The 17,092-nt window shown below is 67.0% G+C and carries 14 protein-coding genes, 1 tRNA gene and 1 pseudogene; 10 read left to right on the top strand and 6 right to left on the bottom strand.

Translation table 11 applies throughout. The features are described 5' to 3' along the window. The first annotated feature begins 67 nt into the window (after positions 1 to 67). Both ACQEXA_RS53660 and ACQEXA_RS53655 read left to right on the top strand, forming a co-directional pair. Positions 68 to 211: a hypothetical protein gene (locus tag ACQEXA_RS53660; RefSeq protein ID WP_432921636.1), complete on the top strand. Its 144-nt coding sequence runs from the start codon at positions 68 to 70 to the stop codon at positions 209 to 211. Between the two features lie 232 nt (positions 212 to 443). Then, positions 444 to 926, top strand: a complete 483-nt coding sequence (locus tag ACQEXA_RS53655; protein ID WP_433133724.1) for an SAM-dependent methyltransferase — start codon at positions 444 to 446, stop codon at positions 924 to 926. Positions 927 to 1,585: 659 nt separating this feature from the next. On the opposite strand, the gene ACQEXA_RS53650 is transcribed toward ACQEXA_RS53655, so the two are convergent. The 3 genes from ACQEXA_RS53650 to ACQEXA_RS53640 all read right to left on the bottom strand — a co-directional run bounded on the left by ACQEXA_RS53650 (position 1,586) and on the right by ACQEXA_RS53640 (position 4,299). Further along, positions 1,586 to 1,686: transfer RNA gene (locus ACQEXA_RS53650), tRNA-Ser, on the bottom strand. A gap of 263 nt (positions 1,687 to 1,949) precedes the next feature. Beyond that, a complete protein-coding gene (locus ACQEXA_RS53645) occupies positions 1,950 to 3,317 on the bottom strand; it encodes a serine hydrolase domain-containing protein (protein WP_432921642.1) in 1,368 nt (455 codons plus the stop codon). Between the two features lie 454 nt (positions 3,318 to 3,771). After that, positions 3,772 to 4,299: a DUF6584 family protein gene (locus tag ACQEXA_RS53640; RefSeq protein ID WP_432921645.1), complete on the bottom strand. Its 528-nt coding sequence runs from the start codon at positions 4,297 to 4,299 to the stop codon at positions 3,772 to 3,774. 554 nt (positions 4,300 to 4,853) lie between these two features. Between ACQEXA_RS53640 and ACQEXA_RS53635 the strand changes: the two are divergent. The 3 genes and pseudogenes from ACQEXA_RS53635 to ACQEXA_RS53625 all read left to right on the top strand — a co-directional run. Next, positions 4,854 to 5,348, top strand: a pseudogene (locus tag ACQEXA_RS53635) (hypothetical protein); the annotation flags it as partial. Positions 5,349 to 5,385: 37 nt separating this feature from the next. After that, positions 5,386 to 6,857 (top strand): IS3 family transposase gene (locus ACQEXA_RS53630; protein ID WP_433133722.1). Its coding sequence is split into 2 segments (ribosomal slippage): positions 5,386 to 5,725 and positions 5,725 to 6,857, totalling 1,473 coding nucleotides; the frame shifts between segments, so codons are not numbered across the junction. 327 nt (positions 6,858 to 7,184) lie between these two features. Continuing rightward, positions 7,185 to 7,409: a hypothetical protein gene (locus ACQEXA_RS53625; protein WP_432921648.1), complete on the top strand. Its 225-nt coding sequence runs from the start codon at positions 7,185 to 7,187 to the stop codon at positions 7,407 to 7,409. A 974-nt stretch (positions 7,410 to 8,383) separates the two neighbouring features. On the opposite strand, the gene ACQEXA_RS53620 is transcribed toward ACQEXA_RS53625, so the two are convergent. Next, complete coding sequence (locus ACQEXA_RS53620) at positions 8,384 to 8,680, bottom strand: hypothetical protein (protein WP_432921654.1); 297 nt, start codon at positions 8,678 to 8,680, stop codon at positions 8,384 to 8,386. 819 nt (positions 8,681 to 9,499) lie between these two features. Continuing rightward, a complete protein-coding gene (locus ACQEXA_RS53615) occupies positions 9,500 to 10,768 on the bottom strand; it encodes an ISL3 family transposase (protein WP_433128623.1) in 1,269 nt (422 codons plus the stop codon). Positions 10,769 to 10,831: 63 nt separating this feature from the next. On the opposite strand from ACQEXA_RS53615, the gene ACQEXA_RS53610 reads away from it, so the two are divergent. Together ACQEXA_RS53610 and ACQEXA_RS53605 are read left to right on the top strand one after the other, a co-directional pair. After that, the gene (locus ACQEXA_RS53610; protein ID WP_433133720.1) at positions 10,832 to 12,058 is read left to right on the top strand and encodes an IS4 family transposase; all 1,227 of its coding nucleotides are present in this window, start codon (positions 10,832 to 10,834) and stop codon (positions 12,056 to 12,058) included. Positions 12,059 to 12,449: 391 nt separating this feature from the next. Then, positions 12,450 to 13,718 (top strand): tetratricopeptide repeat protein, encoded by a 1,269-nt coding sequence (locus ACQEXA_RS53605; protein WP_432921657.1) that lies wholly within the window; start codon positions 12,450 to 12,452, stop codon positions 13,716 to 13,718. Between the two features lie 364 nt (positions 13,719 to 14,082). On the opposite strand, the gene ACQEXA_RS53600 is transcribed toward ACQEXA_RS53605, so the two are convergent. Further along, on the bottom strand, positions 14,083 to 14,487 hold the full coding sequence (locus tag ACQEXA_RS53600; protein ID WP_433133718.1) for a hypothetical protein: 405 nt from the start codon (positions 14,485 to 14,487) through the stop codon (positions 14,083 to 14,085). Positions 14,488 to 14,780: 293 nt separating this feature from the next. Here ACQEXA_RS53600 and ACQEXA_RS53595 point away from each other — a divergent pair, with 293 nt between their 5' ends. From ACQEXA_RS53595 to ACQEXA_RS53585, 3 genes are all read left to right on the top strand, one after another. Then, positions 14,781 to 15,209 (top strand): helix-turn-helix domain-containing protein, encoded by a 429-nt coding sequence (locus ACQEXA_RS53595; protein WP_432921666.1) that lies wholly within the window; start codon positions 14,781 to 14,783, stop codon positions 15,207 to 15,209. A gap of 69 nt (positions 15,210 to 15,278) precedes the next feature. Continuing rightward, positions 15,279 to 15,692, top strand: coding sequence for a VOC family protein (locus ACQEXA_RS53590; protein WP_432921669.1), 414 nt, complete (start codon positions 15,279 to 15,281; stop codon positions 15,690 to 15,692). A gap of 67 nt (positions 15,693 to 15,759) precedes the next feature. Next, positions 15,760 to 17,088, top strand: a complete 1,329-nt coding sequence (locus ACQEXA_RS53585; RefSeq protein WP_432933157.1) for an IS701 family transposase — start codon at positions 15,760 to 15,762, stop codon at positions 17,086 to 17,088. Positions 17,089 to 17,092 lie beyond the last annotated feature (4 nt).

Below are 17,092 nucleotides of genomic sequence, written 5' to 3'. Positions count from 1 at the left end.
CCCGATTCGCGTGGGGTGCGGTTCCTCCGGAGGGAAGAAGTGAGGGGGAACGCCGGGCGGGGCGCGCATGTACCGTCCCGTCTCTACCGTGGTGGTGGAGACGGGACGGCCGAAGGGTTCGCTGTTCGAGGAGTTGGAGGTACGGGAGGCTACTACCCGTCGCCAGGTGGAGGAGCTTAACGTCGAACTCGCTGACCTGACCGGCTGGTGAAGCACGCTCGGGAGAGGCTGGAGCGGTTGCGGATCGCCCGGGAGACGGTGGCCGAGGCGATGGCGGAGACGTCGGACGGACTCCTCGGCGGCGTCGGATGTGAGGCCGGACATTGCGGCGGTGGGTGATGAGACGGCGTCGCCATGAGCAGCCGGTACGGTGACCTTGCCTGCCTCGTACCCGCCTAGCAGGGCCCAACAACCCAGACACTGCGACGACAAGGAACCCGCCCATGCCCGAGGCCAACAAGATGGTTGGAGTCGTAGCCCACCCGATCGGCTGGGTGTCCGGTGGACGCCACGAGGTGTTCGACGACGCCTGGGGCGAAGTTACGGCGCTCATCCGGCTCGACGACAACCGGTTCGGGCCCGAAGCGCTCGCCGGCCTGGACGCCTTCTCCCACCTGGAGGTCGTCTATCACTTTGACCGCGTCCCAGCCAGCAAGATCGAGACAGGCGCCCGCCACCCGCGCGGCAACACGGAGTGGCCGCTGGTGGGCATCTTCGCCCAGCGCGGCAAGAACCGGCCCAACCGGCTCGGCGTCTCGCGCTGCCGCCTCATCCGCGTCGCCGGCCTCGAGGTTCACGTACAGGGCCTGGACGCCGTGCACGGCACCCCGGTGCTGGACATCAAGCCCTACATGAGCGAGTTCGCACCCGAGGGCGTCACCAGCCAGCCCGCGTGGTCCACCGAGATCATGCGCGATTACTACTGATCTGGCAGACGTACAGGCGCGCTCATGGCCCCGCACCTCACCGGTGTGGGGCCTCCGTTTTGCGCGGGATAGGGGATGTCCATTGGGTGCGCTTCCTCTGAAGGGAAGCATTGAGGGGGAACGCCGGGCGGGGTGTACATGTACCGTCCCGTCTCTACCGTGGTGGAGAAGGGCGGCCGAAGGGTTCGCTGTTCGAGGAGCTGGAGGTACGGGAGGCTGCCACCGTCGCCAGATGGAGGAGCTTGAGGCAATGCGGTCCGAGCACTAGGCGCCCTATGCGGTGCCGGAGGCACCTGTATCGTCGGGCTCCACACTCTTGCGCCGACGTGCCCACATCTCCTTCACGCACCGCAGCAGGTACCACCAAGCGAGCAGCCCAGATGCCCCCCATGTGGAGCGCTCCGCGACATCCATCGGCTTGGAGACCACAGCCACAGGGGCACCAATGGCTGCTCCGACGGCGAGTATGACCAGCCTGGGGTCCACCAGGAGACGCGATTTATTCCGCGGCATGCCCTTCTCTTCCCTCTCTACGGATCAGAAGTTGCCCGCGCCCCATCCGTGCCCGATCCTGCGGGAAACCACGGTGTCGAGCGGTCACCGCACAACGCTACGGCCCCTGACCGTTTCAGGGCGCCTGGTCAGGGGCCGCTCATCTGCGCCGCAGGTGTGGGATCTGAACCCACGGTGGCTCGCGCCACGACGGTTTTCAAGACCATCCCCGCCCGACGACCCCTGACCGCAGTCTGACGACAACGGCAACGGACGTCAGCGTAGGCAGCGGTATGCCACGGGGTGTCGACGTCTGTCGTTGTCGAGCCGGATCATGATCCTTGCCGCACGATCAACTCGCCTGAAAAGCAGAGGATCGGCTGTGCCCTGCGTGCCCGGTGCGTGCCCGGTGCGGCGGGACGCAGCGGGGACTCACGGGGAACAGCAGCACCGATCGCGCTCCGGACCAGGCGTCCTCTCCGGAGATGCGAAGGGGCGGCCCCGGTCGGGACCGCCTCTCCGTCAGCTTGGTCAGGATGCGCCATTGACCCGGCTGAAGAGCCGGCCGGCGAGGTCGGCGCCCACGACTGCGCCGGTCTCGTCGCGGGTGAAGAAGCCGCGCTGTCCCTTGAAGGCACCGCTGGTGACGATGTACTCATCGGCGTCGCCAGGCAGCAGGCCGAAGTCGAACGGCGGGTAGTCCGCAGGGAGCTCCTTGTCCGATGCGGCACGCAGCTCCGGTTTGATCAGGACCTCGAGGGTGAGGCCTGTCCCGTCCGTGCGGACCGTGAGGGTCATGGCGTCGATGTCGTAGGTGCCGACCAACTCCTGGGCCCGCGCCAGGTCATGGGGGACGGGCTCTGGGTCCCGGTCGACCACGCCGAGGTAGTGGTCAAGCACCCAGCGGACGACGGCCTGGTTGAAGGCGACGCCGTCCGGGCCGGCGTTGGACATCACGGTGACGGCGAAATCGTGTTGGGGAACCAGGAGCAGTTCGGCGAATTGGCCGTTGCCTGATCCGCCGTGTCCGACGGTACGGACGCCGTCGACGTCGCGCAGGAACCAGCAGATCCCGAAAGCGTCACCGAGCGTGCTGCCGCGTAGCTCGACCGTCTGCTCCTTCATCCCGTGCAGCACCTCGGCGGGCAGGACGCCGTCTTGGCTGCCGAGGTGGAACCGGGCCCACCGCAGCTGGTCGGACACCGAGGAGGCGATGCCGCCACCGGGGTTGTTGCCCCGGGTGTCCTTCCACTGCCGAGCGACCGCCGGCTTCCCGTCCACGCCGGGGTTGTGCCCCATGGCGAACCGCCGGGTCATGATGTCATCAGTCTTGTAGAAGGTGTTCGACATGCCCAGCGGTTCGAGGACCGACTGGGCAACGGCCCGCTCGTAGGTCAGACCGGTGACCTTCTCGATGATCCGTCCAGCCAGGTTGTAGCCGGCCTGGCTGTAGGAGGCCCGGGTGCCGGGCGGTGCGATCTGGTCAAGCTCGACCATCCTCGTCACGTAGCCGGCCAGGGCGTCGTCCCCGTCACCGGTTTCGACGATGAGCCGGACGCCCAGCCCGGCGGTGTGATTGAGCAGGTTCAGCACGGTCATTTGAGCCGCCGCCCGGTCGTCGGCGAGCTCGAGCTCGGGAACGTATCGGCGCACCGGTGCGTCCAGCTCCACCTTCCCCTCCGCGACCAGGCGCATCAGCACGGTTGCCGTGAAGGTCTTGGTGACCGAGCCCAGATGGAACAACGTGTCCCGGTCGACCGGCAGCGGGTTGTCGACACTCGTCACGCCATGGGTTGCGTAGATCTCCCGGCCGTCCGCCCACACCCCGACGGCGACGCCGGGGATGCCGAGCCTCTTGGCTGTAGCCTCGACGAACTCCGACAGCTTCTCCTGCGACATGACTTCCCCCTCCTGGCACTTGAACTAAGTACAGGAATGACTCTAGGGCGCCTCTTGAACAAAGTGCAACTCCAGGACTGAACTTAGTTCAACTAAGCTGGCGGCCATGCCGCGAGACACCCTGACCGCAGACCAGCAGCCCCTCGGGGGTACAGGCTGTACCTGCTGATCGGCAGGTACAGCCCGATGAACTGCCACTCCACATCCGTCAGTTGCACACGTGTCACGCAAGACGGTCTAGCGGATCAGGGCCGGCGCGTGGGCGATTCCCGCAGATTGCCGAACAGCGAGGGCTCAACCCGGTGAACGGGGCTATCCAGGACGGCTGCGACGCCGTGATCACAGCAGACATCGAAAGGTCATTTCACTCGTCGCCAGGTGTCCCGTTCACGGCAGTTCTGGAGGGTCCCACCGAACCTTGAGCGGCGCTCTTCACCGGCGCTGGTGACCTGGGTCAGTCGAAGAGGGCAATGACTCCATTCACCCAGATCGCGAGGAACGCAAGGGCCCCCACCAGGCAGCCGACGCCCGCCAGCACACCGCCGACCGTCCACGGCTCGGAGGGCGCCTCGCACCTCTCCTCCAGGCCGTCCCGGTAGGACGCGGGGTCGTCCCAGTCGACCGGGTGCCCCAGCTCCTCGGCGCAGGCGTTCTGTACTGCGACCAGCTGCCCCTCCGCGAAGGCGGTGGCAGCCATCGCCTCGGGGCCGCGCCAGGCGAGGGCCTTCATCCGCCACCCGGGAGACCCGTACCGCGCCTCGAAGGCGGCGGTCTCGTCGGCGTTGCGGTCCTCTTCGAGGTACATCCAGCGTCCGGCCTCGGCGGCGTCGCCGTAGAGCCGGTACACCTCGGCCAGACGCCGGCGTAGCGTCAGGTCGTACGGGAAGGATGAGACGAGACCGCGCAAACGCTGGCGCGCAACGGGAACCCGGCCGGCGGCCAGGTCTGCATCGACTCGGGCAAGAGTCTCTCTCAGGGGCATGAACACATGATCGGGTACCGCACTGATCCACGTCGACCTGGTTTGTCGCTCAGCACTCGCTCGCTCTCAACGGCATCGACTGAACCCTACTGAGACGGGACACCATCACTTACGGGACCTGATAAGGATGTGGCACGCAAGATCGACCGGGCCGTCGTGCCCACTGCGTGCCTGTTCCGGCGGGACGTGGCGGGGACTCACTCGGAGCAGCGGCGCCGACCACGCTCCGCCCCAGGTCAGGGACTTCGCAGCCGCGTTGCGCCGGCGCTTGACTGCGTTTATTGAGACTCCCCACCGACCGCGCTACCCGTGCTGCCCGCGCTGTAAAGTACTCCTACCGATCAGGGGGAACCATGGAAGATCTGGCAGCGTCGCTCATATCTCGCGTGTTGAGATCCGTCGCGTCAGTGGCGTCCTTCGTCGTGGACGTGCTCGGTGTTCGCGACTGGATCAAAGACGTCAGGCGCGACAAGCGCGGAAAGCGATGACCTGGCACTCTGTCCCGTTGTGGCACAGCAGCGAAGTACCGCAACCCCCGCGAACGCAGCCGACCGCCGCTCGGCTTCTGGGAAGCCCTGGCCACTGCGGCCGAACAGATGCGGCTGCAGAAGAGTGAGGCCTGGTGCCATTGGCGCTGCTACGAGACTCGCAACGGCATCATCCGAGCCGACCTTACCCTCCGCCCGTCCACCGAAGCGCGGCGGCAGACGCCCATCCCCGGTGCTGGCGTCTTGCGACCAATGTGGAACATCGGAAACCGGACCCCGACCGGCGAACCGGCCCTCAACATTGCCCAGCTGTGGGTGGAGTTCACACCCTTTTTGGAGCCCGGTAGGCAAGCCTCGGTACGCCTTGCTCCTCTTGACCCCTCCCAATGGCGACACCTCCAGCCCGGCCAAGTGATCACCGTGCACGAAGACCAATCCGTGGCAGGCACGGCAGTTGTCCTGGAGGCGGCCTACGGCCACGTCCACCGCATAAAAACGGGCGCCGTCGGCTCGTGCCGTTCCCTCTCTGCCAAAGTAGACCGAGTCAGGCATACTGGATGATTCATTGAGTCGAGGGCGGAGAAGGAGTAGTGCCCAGGTGGCCAGCACCAACGACCACGGGACCCCTGATCCGCAGGTAGCAGCCCGTTCCGCCGGCCCGCGCCGGTACACAGCGGAGTACAAGGCGAGGATCCTCGCGGAGTACGAGACGCTGGACAAGAAGGGCAAGGGTACTCTGCTGCGGCGAGAAGGCCTGTACTCGTCGCTGATCACGACGTGGCGGCAGCAGCGGGACAAGGGTGCCCTGGACGCGCTCGCCGCCCCGGCCGGGAGGCCGAAGGCGGACCCGAGGGACAAGGAGATCGAGAAGCTCAAGGCGGAGAAGGCCCGGCTGGAGGCCGATCTGGCCAAGGCCCGCACCGTCATCGAGGTGCAGGGAAAACTCTCCGCGCTGCTCGACCAGTTCGCCACGGACAGCGCCCCGACCCGGCACGGCGAGAAGAACCAGTGAGCGAAGCCCAGGTCGCGGCCGTGGTGTTCGACACCGCCCGCGACCAGGCCCTCGAAGAGCTCACTTTGCTGGTCGGACGGGTCCAGGCGTGCGCGGCGCTCGGCGTGAGCCGGGCCACTTACTACCGCCACCACCGCCAGAGCCCCGCGCCCCAGCGGCCGCGGCGCGAACGGCGGCGGCATCCCCGGGCGCTCTCGCCCGAGGAGGAGATACGGGTCCTCGACGTGCTGCACTCCCCGGAGTTCGCCGACATGGCCCCCGCCGAGATCTACGCCGTCCTCCTCGACCGTGGCGTCTACCTGTGTTCGGAATCGACGATGTACCGGCTCCTGCGCCGGCGCGGCGAGGTCCGTGAACGCCGCCGCCAGGCCGTCCACCCGCCCCGGACAGTCCCCGAGTTGGTCGCCGAGGCTCCGAACCGCGTCTGGTCGTGGGACATCACGAAGCTGAAGGGGCCGGTGACGGGCGTCTACTACTGCCTCTACACAACCATCGACATCTTCAGCCGCTACACCGTGGGCTGGATGATCGCCGCCCACGAGAACAAGGATCTCGCGGAGCGTTTCCTGTCCGAGACGATCGCCAAGTACGGCATCGGACCAGGCCAGTTGACGATCCACTCCGACCGCGGGTCCCCGATGGTCGCGCAGAACGTCGCCCAGATGATGGCGGGTCTCGGCGTCACCAAGTCACACTCCCGGCCAAAGACGTCCAACGACAACCCCTACAGCGAGAGCCAGTACAAGACCCTCAAATACCGGCACGACTTCCCCGACCGATTCGGCTCCCTCGAGGACGCCCGCGCGTGGTGCACCCGCTTCTTCACCTGGTACAACCAGGAGCACCGGCACTCCGGGATCGGCCTGCACACCCCCTACGACGTGCACTTCGGCCTCGCCGGACAACTCCGTGAGATGCGAGCCGACGTCCTGGAGACGGTCTACGCGAAGCACCCCGAACGCTTCGTCCGCAAACCCCCCGAGCCTCCAAAGCTCCCCGCAGCGGCCTGGATCAACAAGCCGACACCAGCAGGCCCACTGATACCGGCGCAACATTAGAACGACATGCCTGCCTTGATCGCTTTGACAGGTTCCGGTTGATGCAGGGAGACCACCCCCGCACGAGGTTGTATCCCTGGGCCGACTCTGGGCCGTCCGAGGCGAACCGACGTTGACAGATGACGACAACTGGCCCCAGCATCGGCGCAGGTCACGCGGGCAGCTAAGGCGGACCGCCGCACGTGAGGGACTTGGCTCATCGCTTCCAGAAGAACTTGCCGATACGTGATCCAACACCGAGTCCCTGCTGGAGCATTGACCCACCGGGCAAAGGTGAGCAGCATACGCTTGTGATCAGGCATTATCCCGCGATGACACAGGGCCATCATGGCAGTTGAACCACGGCACGATATGCGTCCCCTGCGTGTGCGTCTGCGCGGCTACCTCCTCGCCGTGCCGATCGCCGCTGGGTGGGCGGTCATGGGTCACTGGTGGGTGCCTGAACGGTGGTCAGCGAGCATAGAGACCATGCTCTTCGCGCTTGCGGTATCCGTGCTCTACGGCGAGATCCACGCCTGGCGACTCCGTCGTATCCACCGTATGCCCGATTGAGCGGAAATCAACGGGCAGCAACAGTGAGTGTCTAAGTGCCTGACAACGCCAGCGCACAGCGGCGAACAACCGCGAACGTCTACGGACCGTCGCAGCAGGTGAGAGACATACCAGCCCGAGGTTAAGTGCCCAACAAACTTCCTTCGGGACGAAGCAGTCTCTGATCCACGGCGCCCAGCGCCTCTCCGCCCACACGGGGAGAGCGGCCGGCGCAGTGCCCGACCGCTGCAAACGCGGCGCCTGCGACACAGCTCCGACACAGTCGGTGTCCCCGTACCAAAACGGATTGGCTCCCGTGCAGGTCAGGCGGGATACGAGGCTCGATCGGCACAAACACTCCGGAGCCGTGAGCCTGGGCGGTTCGCGAGTAGGCTCCTCGCTGGGCTGACCGGCTCCGCAACTCCAGGAAGGGAGTCGATCGACAGGTGTACCCAGGCGTACGCAGACTCTGCGCCGCACTCCTGTGGCTTCTCAGCGTGGCGTGGTTTGCGCAGAACTCGATCACGGGGCATGGCGTGTGGAGGGTGGTGTCCGCTGCTGTTCTCCTGATGGCGTTGATCCTCACGGCCCTCGCGCTCTGGGAGCGCACGCATCCTCTGCCCAAGCGGCGACGGGCGCGCGAGCATGACGGCAACGGCTGACATCCATTGGTGCCATCAACGCCGCCGGACTGCGACGGATCGAACCGGATGCTGGAGGACCTGATATTGCCCATGAATGAGGATTCCAGCAGGCGGAGCAGAGTCGCGATCGAACTCCTAAAGCGGTGGTCTGGCATCGAGGGCCGTGATTCGGCACCCTGCGGGGCCGTCTCTGGGCCGTCCGAGGGCGGCCGACGACGACAATTGTCGACGGCTATGCCCCTGGTCAGAGATGGCACGTCGGATTCCACCGCAGGTGTTCACCCGCGAAGCTGTGTTGAGGAAGATCAGAAGTCGTCCGTAGACGACGCAGAACGGCCGAAAGGCTGACGGTTACTGGTCTGCGGGGCGACGCAGCGAGCGCCTCTGAAGCAGGCCGCCCAGGATGAGCAACGCCATGGCGAGAACGAAGAGCATATCCAGCACGATCTCCGAATCCCCTGCCACCCTGAAGGACATGACCGTCGCCAGGCCCGCGGCCAGCGACACCGTCCCATACCCCCACAGGTCCGGCCGAACTACGCGGCCTCGCAGCCACGGCGCCAGCCAACCGGTGGCCAACGCCAGGACACCGCCCACAGCCAACAGGCCAAAGCCCGCCGCAGCCGCGCCCACAAGGAACCAGTCCACGTCCCACCCCTCCATTCGCGTGTCCCATCACGCGGGCCTGATCATCGCACGGAGCCGCAGCCGGGTACGGGCAGTTGCCTGTGAGGGCCACCCGGCCGCCCCTGGGCCGTCCGAGGTCAGCCGACGCCGGAACAGCGACGTAGAGCACCGCTGGCGCGGCCACAAGGCCGACGCCGACCTCGGACCCTGAACAGCACGAGCCCGACGCCCACGGCTACGCCGGCCCCCTCTGACTGAGATCACCGACTCCTGGCGGGATTGGTGACGGGGACGGTACAGCAGCGGAGTACAGCAACCACAGCAATCGTCCCCGCCCAGCAGTGACCTCGAAAGACCACAGAGCAACCTGTATGACCGCTGTCGCCCGATCTCTGTAGAGCTACGGATCAGAAGGTCTCTGACATCCATTGCTGACATCAACGTCGTCGGACGGTGGCGGATCCAACGGGCCTCCAGCGGATCGGAGAGCCGCCGCCGCTCATTGTTCCGGCAGATCGCTGGGAGCCGAAGTCGAACTTGTAAAGCGGCGGTCGCGTCAAGTGACCCGTCTCACCGAAGTTTGATCAGTCTCACCGAAGCTTCACGGGGTTGGACTTCGTCTCATCGGACTTTCACCGCTCGCTGATCCGGAGCCGTGTCAGAGGCGGGGTCTAGGGCAACGTCGCTTGGATAGTCTAAGATCGCCTATCATCTCGCTCTTGTGTCGAGGGGTCACATAGCTGGTGAGACGTACCCGGAGCGGATCCGGATGGGGCTGCTGTCGCGGACCTTTACGCCCGAGTTGGTTGACTTTGTGGGCTCTCCGGGCATGGATGTGGGTCAGCCGGTCCGGGTTCGGGGTCGTTCGTGGGGTAGGACAAGGGTGATGGGTCCGCAGGTGAGCATGACGAGGGCGAGGGCGGCTGTGGCGGTGTGGAAGCCGTAGGCGCGGCGGATCAGTAGCCTGACGTGGTTGTTGAGGCCTTCGGCCCGACCATTGTTGATCTTCAGGCGGATGGAGGCCAGGATCCCGTCGCGGAACTTGCGGATGGTCTTGGCTGCCTTGATGAACGCGGGCAGTTGGGAGCGTTGGGCCTGCGAGATCCAGCGGTCGATCAACTCGCCTGCCTCGCCGGCGTCCAGGTCCCCGGCGAAGATCGCGCGGAAGGATTCCTTGAGCCGGTAGGCTCGCCAGACTCCGCCGCCCTTCCGTTTGAGCTTGCGCAGGGTCGTGGCCTGCTCGTCGGTGAGGTTCTCCGGGTTCTTCAGCAGGCTCCAGCGGGCGCCCTTGAACTTCTTTGCCGCAGCCTGATCGCCGAGTTGGCGCAGCTCGTTCCATGCCTCGCGGCGCACGGCGTCCAGGGCGTCACCGACGAGCTTGACCGCGTGGAACGGGTCGATGCAGATCACGGCCTGCGGGGCGTGGCCTTCTTCGCCAACGCTCTTGGCGAAGGCCGGCCCCATGTCCATGCTGACCGCGGCCAGTTCTGCAGCGCGCTCGGGGCCGAGTTCATCGAAGAACTCGTCCAGGGTCTCGCTGTCCTTGCCCTCGGATCCCCAGACGATCTTCTTGCCGGTGTGGTCGGTGACCAGGGTCAGGTAGTTGTGGTGCTTCTTCCAGCTGACCTCGTCCACCCCGATGGTGACCAGGTGGTCGAGTCTGTCCTCGTCGAGGCCGTCGGCGACGACGCGGGCGCAGATGCGGCCCACGGTGTGCCAGTCGATGCGCTGCAGGCGGGTGATGGTGGTCTTGTCGGTGCGGGTGGCCAGGTAGGCGATGACATCCTCGAAGTCGCGGGTGAAGCCGCAGTGGTGCCGGGCGAAGGGCACGGCTTCGATCTTGACGCCGTGCTCGGGGCAGCGCAGGCGGCGCAGGCCGGCCCGGACGACCAGGCCCCAGCGGCCCAGGTCCAGGTGCCTCCAGCAGGAGGACACCGGCCTGGTGTCGTAACGCGTGCGGGTGGTGAAACCGCAGCCGGTCTCCGGGCAGGCCAGACACCGGCGGGTCAGCGCCACGTCCACGATCACTCGGTCCTCGCCGAACGACACGTCGGTGACGCTCACGCCAGGAAGCTCCAGGAGGCGGTTGAATGCGGTGGTGACGCGCACGGTGCGTGGACTCCTGTAGCTTCGGTACGGCCTTCGACAGCCTCCGAATCTACGGTCCGCCCCGTGCGCGTCCTACGTTTCACCACCCCAGGCGGAACGATCCAACCCGATCAATACATTGACCCCGAGATCCCACCCACCAGCCCACACTCATGCCCGGAGAGCCACTTTGTGGTTGACGAGGCTGGGGCGCGGGAGGAGCGGACTCGGTCCTTGCCGTCGCGGCTGGTGGTGTACTTCGTGCTCACGATGTGGCTGTTCACGGGAAACGGATACGGGCTGGTGCTGCGGGAGTTGGTGGAGCATTGGCCGCGTCGACGGGGTGAGGAGTGGCGGCCGGCCGGCACGGGCTCACTGACGTTGGCCCGCCAGCGAGTGGGGCCCGGTCCGCTCCGGTTGTTGTTCGACCGGGTCGCAGGGGCGAGCGGGAGTCCGGCCACCCCCGGTGCCTTCTGGCGTGGCCTGCGCCTGGCTTCCCTGGATGGCTCCCTGCTCGACGTGCCGGACAGCGAGGCGAACGCCGCCGCCTACACCCGCGCCTCCAACGGAGGCCGGCCCGGTCCGTATCCGCAGGTACGGCTGCTGGCACTGGTGGAGTGCGGCACCAAGGCGATGATCGGCGCGGTCTTCGACTCCTTCGCGGTGGGTGAGCGGACCCTGGCACGGCGCCTGCTGGTGCACCTGCACACGGGGATGCTCGTGATGGCCGACCGAGGCTTTCCCGCCTTCGGCCTGTGGCAGGCCGCCGCGGACAGGGGCGCCCAACTCCTTTGGCGCGTCTCGGACTCCTTCACCTTGCCGGTGGATCACGTCCTGTCGGACGGCACCTACCTCTCCCACCTCAACGGCCCGCGCGGGGCGCGGATCACGGTGCGGGTGATCGAGTACACGGTGCTGACCACCACCCTCGATAAGGACGGGGCGAGCGGGGAGACCTCCGAGCTGTTCTGTCTGATCACCACGCTGCTCGACCCGGCCTCGGCGCCCGCCCGCGAGCTGGCGGAGCTGTACACGGCGCGCTGGACCAGCGAAACGATCTTCAAACACATCAAAATCGAGCAGCGCGGCGGGCGAACCGCCACCCTCCGCTCGAACAGCCCCGCCATGGTCGAGCAGGAACTGTGGGCCATGCTGTGCCTCTACCAGGCCCTCCACCAGCTGGCCGCCGATTCCGCCCACCGCGCCCACCTCCCCGTCTCGCACATCAGCTTCAAGCAGACCCTCGCCGCCGCCCGACGCTCCGTCGGCGTGGACTTTTCCCCCTCGCCAGCTGACCGCCAAGGTCCGTGACGTCCAGGACGACCTGATCCGCGAGGCCGTCAAGCCCCGCCCCGGACGCGCCGCACCCCGCGCCACCAAGCGCAGCGGCACCGGCTACCGCAGCCTGCGACCCGACGAACCGGCCACCACCCACGTCACCCACACCATCGAGCTCCAGCTCTTCCCCCAAGACCAACGCCCCGCACCACCGAACAGCCCAGCCATCCCGCAGATCACCACATATGACGAGACGTCGCCTCCGCCTCGACAGATGGCATCAGCTGCCTAAATCAAGCGACGTTGGGGTCTAGGGTGCGGAGCCGTGGACGCTGCTGATCTTGACTATCAGGCCCGAACGTTGACGGGCTGCATTCCTTCATCACTGGTAGCCCGGCTTCTCGAGCTCGGCCATGAGCGGGAGGTGGAGCTGCAGGCCGGCCGCGGGGAGTGGTTCTGCGCGCTGGGGTGGGCGCGATTGCTGGGCGATCGGCAGCAGTACGCGCGGGCGCTGGAGGTGCTCGCCCCGTACATCGCGACGGGCTGGTGGCCAGCGGCCCAAGCCCAGGCCGAGCTGCTGGAGGGTTGGGGGCGGGCCGACGAGGCGATCGCGCTGTGCCGCCCGTACGCGGAGGCCGGGGACCGGCTGGTCCTGAACTTCTTCGCTCGCCTGCTGTCCCGTCACGGCCACGGCGCCGATGCGTTCGCGCTGCTGCGGCCCGGAATCGATGACTGGTTCCTCGCCGAGGGCCTGGTGGACGTCGCCGAAGTCGCGGGTCTGGACGAGGAGGCTGCCGCGCTGTTGGAGGCCCGCATCGCCGCGGCGGTCCCGGCCTGCGACGACCCCGACTGCGGCAGGCTCCGCCTCGAACCGTCCAACGCCTTCCCTCTGCTCGCCGCCATCCGGGAACGACAGGGCGGGATTGAGGAGGCGATCGACCTGCTGCGCCGCCGGGATAGCACCTCGGTCAACGGCCGCGACGCGCTGGCCGACCTGCTGGCCAGACACGACCGGATCGAGGAACTGCGCGCGTACGCGGCCTCCGAGTACCACGGGCACGCCGCGCAGCGCCTGGCCGAGGTCTTTGAGGAGCGCGGCGATGCGGAAGGAGCGATCACCGTCTACCGGACGTTCGCTGAAGAGTCCGACGGCATGTGGCACGTGGCCGTCCCGCTGTCCGAACTCCTGGTCCGGCACGGGCAGGGCAACGAGGCGATCGGAGTGATGCGTACCCTCGCCGACCGGCCTGGCGGCGCGGAGGACTGGATCGTCCACACGCTGTGCACCCTGTACGCCGACCAAGGCCGGGCCCCCGACGGCCTGGCCTACCTCGACATTCTCAAGACGCGCCGCGGCGGCAAGGAAGACTGGGACTTCTTCCGGATCCGGCTCCTTCTCATGGTTCGCCTCGGCCTGCTCGACGAAGCAATCGAGCAGACCCAGACGCACCCCGAACAAGACACCTGGTACGCGGCCTGGTCTCTGTCCGACCTCCTCGCCACGGCCGGCCGCGCCGAGGAGGCCCTCTCCGTTCTTGAACGGCACCCGGCCTGCAACACCTCGCTCCGGGCCAAGTGCCTCATCGACCTCGGCCGCATCGAGGAAGCGGTGCAAGTCCTCCAACAACGCCCGCAGCCCGCACCGGCAGACGATCCTTGGGCCGGCACCCACTCCACCGAACCGCCGTTCTGACACTGCTCCACCAGCTCGGGTCGCTGCTGAGCGCTGTGGTCAAACTTCCTTGAGACCGACCAAACTTCGGTGAGACGGGTCATCAAGGCCCGGACGGCAGTGACGGCAACGCTGACGGCAACGAGTGCGGACGACGACAACACCCGGCGGCCTGTCACGGAAGCCCCGCAGACTTGCTGGCCCAGCCAACTGGGGTGTGCCCACATCTCCTAAACGCTTGGCCACAGGTTCGAGTCCTGCCGTACGCCACCATCCAAAACGCCCCAGCGGGGATCTTCCTCCAGGGCGTTTCGTGTCTCTGGCGGCAACGGAGCAGTCGCCGCACCAAACCAACAGTGCCTGTCGGGGGCGGTGCAGCGCGCCGTCAAGCTCCAATCCGCCGTCCGTCTCGTCTCGCCGAGGCGATCACGGCGGAAACGATGGCGGTCACGACGAGGCTCCCCATCATGACCATCCCCACGCCGACCATGAAGAGGCCGCTGGAGTCGTCCGACCAGTCGTAATAGGCAGCAACGGTGAGGCCGACCGTGGTGCCGAGCACAGCGCCTGCGATGTAGCGCCGGGATGCCGCCCAGCAAACCGGGGCCAGCAGAGTAAGCACCAGCCCGATCACCTGCCACGCCTCGTACGGACCGGTCGTCGTGCCATCGGGTTGCACGTCACGATGCTGGTCCCAGCCCAGCCAGGCAGCCCACGCTGCTAGCGACACCCCAGCCAGCACGAGGATCGACAACAGCTGGCGAACAGGTCTCAGTAGTCCATGACGCATGACCCAAGCGTTTCCGCTCATCCCATCACCGACCAGAGCGCAACTACTCAGCTCCGCCTGAGTACATCAGCTATGGGCACAGACATATTGGGCCAGGTTAGCTGCCCCGCAGGTGAGGGAGCCAGGCGACCTCGCTGCGGCCCCCTTTACCCCGGCACGCAGAGTCATCTGTGGCGGACTTGAGGAGCCGAAGGCAGCTCCAGTCCAAAAAGCCGCTCCGCCGACCGCGTTGGCACAGCAGAGCCGTTACGCCGTTGTGGCGGCCTCCACCCCGATGTCCATAGCATTGCGGCGTGAGCCGAGAGGTCGAGGACCTGAACCGCCGCCTGCTCCGCGCGCGCGATGCGATGGACCGTGCCTACGCAGAGCCGCTCAACGTTCGTGTCATCGCTGCGGTGGCCCACATCTCACCGGCACATTTCAGCCGCTGCTTCCGCACCGTGTTCGGCGAGACGCCGCATCGCTACCTGCAGCGGCGGCGGGTAGAGCGCTCGATGTTCCTGCTGCGGGAGACCGACCGCAGCGTCACCGACGTCTGCTTCGACGTCGGCTTCACCAGCCTGGGGACCTTCAGCCGGACCTTCCGGAAGATCGTAGGGGAGACGCCGTCGGGCTACCGCAGCGGCAATGGGCCGATCGTCGCGCCCAACTGTGTCCAGATGGCGAACACCCGACCGCGGGCGGCGGCACCGGTGGCGACACGATCGAGCAGTTTTGGATAAGCCACCGCCGAGGCGGCTCCCTAGGCTGAGGACGTTCCAATCACCGCTTGCACAGGAGAAAAACGCAGGATGATCACGAAGCTGAATGTCGCGTCCATCTACGTCCTCGACAAGGACGAGGCGCTGGACTTCTACGTCAACAAGCTCGGGCTCGAAAAGGGCAATGATGTCCAGCAGGGCGATTACCGCTGGCTGACCGTCCGCGTCCCTGGCGACAGCGGTACTGAGATCTCCCTGGAGCAGCCGGGCCCGCCGCTGCACGACGACGCGACGGCTGAGCAGCTCCGCGAGTTGATCACGAAGGGCGCCCTGGGCGGCCTCGTCCTGAACACGGACGATGCCCGGGCGCTGTACGAAAGCCTCAAAGCACGCGGCGTCACCGACTTTACCCAGGAGCCCACCGACCACTTCTATGGCACTGACATGAGCCTCCGGGACCCGTTCGGCAACGCCATCCGGATTCTTCAGCAGGGGAACCCCTAGCCCTTCAGTTGGAGATCAGCGGCCCCGCTGTAGTTCCTCGGTCATCGTGTGGGGGTAACTGCCTTGTATGAAGGCGGAGTTACTGGACATTATGCCGGAGATCACCGATCGGGAGCGGGCCGAGGAGTTCTCCGATCAGTTGGAGAACCTGCTGGTGGAGGTTGGCGGGATCTTCCCGCGGGCGGATCTGCGGATGCGGGCCGCGCGGTGCATCCGCGGCCTGCTCTCCCCGGTGTCACGCAAGAATGGCTGGCAGCTTGCCGAGTACGGCGGCGACGCCGAGCCGTGGGGGCAGCAGCATCTGCTGGACCGCTCGGTCTGGGACGTCGATGCGCTGCGGGACTTCACCCGACGCTACGTCATCGATGGCCTGGACGACGGCGGGAGGGGAGCTGGGCCCGGCGGAGCGGGGGTTTTGGTGGTCGACGAGACCGGCTTCGCCAAGAAGGGCCGGGCCTCGGTCGGGGTGGCCAGGCAGTACTCCGGCACGCTCGGCGGGGTCTTCCCGTGCCAGATCGGGGTGATGGCCGCCTGGGCCACCGGACGCGGGCAGGCACTGATCGACCGGGAGATCTACCAGCCCCGGGAATGGACCGAGGACCGGGCCCGCTGCCGCGCCGCACACGTCCCCGACACCGTCGGTTTCGCCACCAAGCCCCGCCTGGCCGAGCAGATGATCGCCCGTACGCTGCCCAACCTTCCCGAGGACCGGGTGTGGGTGGCCGCCGATGAGGTCTATGGACGCGACGGCGCCTTCCGCGTCTTCCTGGAGGAGCACCATCTGCCCTACGCGGTGAACGTGCAGGCCAACCACACGGTGCTGCCCCGTCCCGGCTGGCGGCACGCCGCGAGGCTGGTGGAGCGGCACGCCGCCGAGGACGACTGGGTCACCCTGCCGGCCGGCCCCTCCCAGCTCGACTCCCGCGTCTGGCAGTGGTGGGTACGCCCTATCCCCGACCCTGAGGCGGAGACCGGCGACGGGGCGTGGGCGCGGTGGTTCATCGCCCGGCGACGGCCGCAGACCCCCACCGGGCGCGACTACTACCTGGCCTGGGGCCCGCCCGAGACCACCGTGGAAGAGCTGGTCTGTGTACCCGGGGCCCGCTGGCGAGTGGAGGAAGCGATCAAGCTCGCGAAGTCGGCCGCCGGGATGGCCGATTACGAGGTGCGTTCCTTCCACGGCTGGTACCGGCACATCACCCTGGCCCAGCTGGCCGCGGCCTTCCTGGCTGTCCAGGCCGCGGCCGCCACCCGCGACGAGGAGCCCGCCCCCGGCCCCGACCGCGTCGCGGAGATCCTGCACGCCAGCTTGGACACGCCTCCCGGCCACACAGGGGGACCTCGCCGATCCCACCAGCCCTACCGGCACCGCCGCTATCGCGTTCACGGCGTATGAAATC

The organism is Streptomyces sp. CA-106110 (assembly GCF_050936285.1).
In the GTDB taxonomy this organism is placed as follows: domain Bacteria; phylum Actinomycetota; class Actinomycetes; order Streptomycetales; family Streptomycetaceae; genus Streptomyces.
Note: the sequence above shows the minus strand (reverse complement) of the source record. Positions and strands in the feature narration are given on the sequence as shown.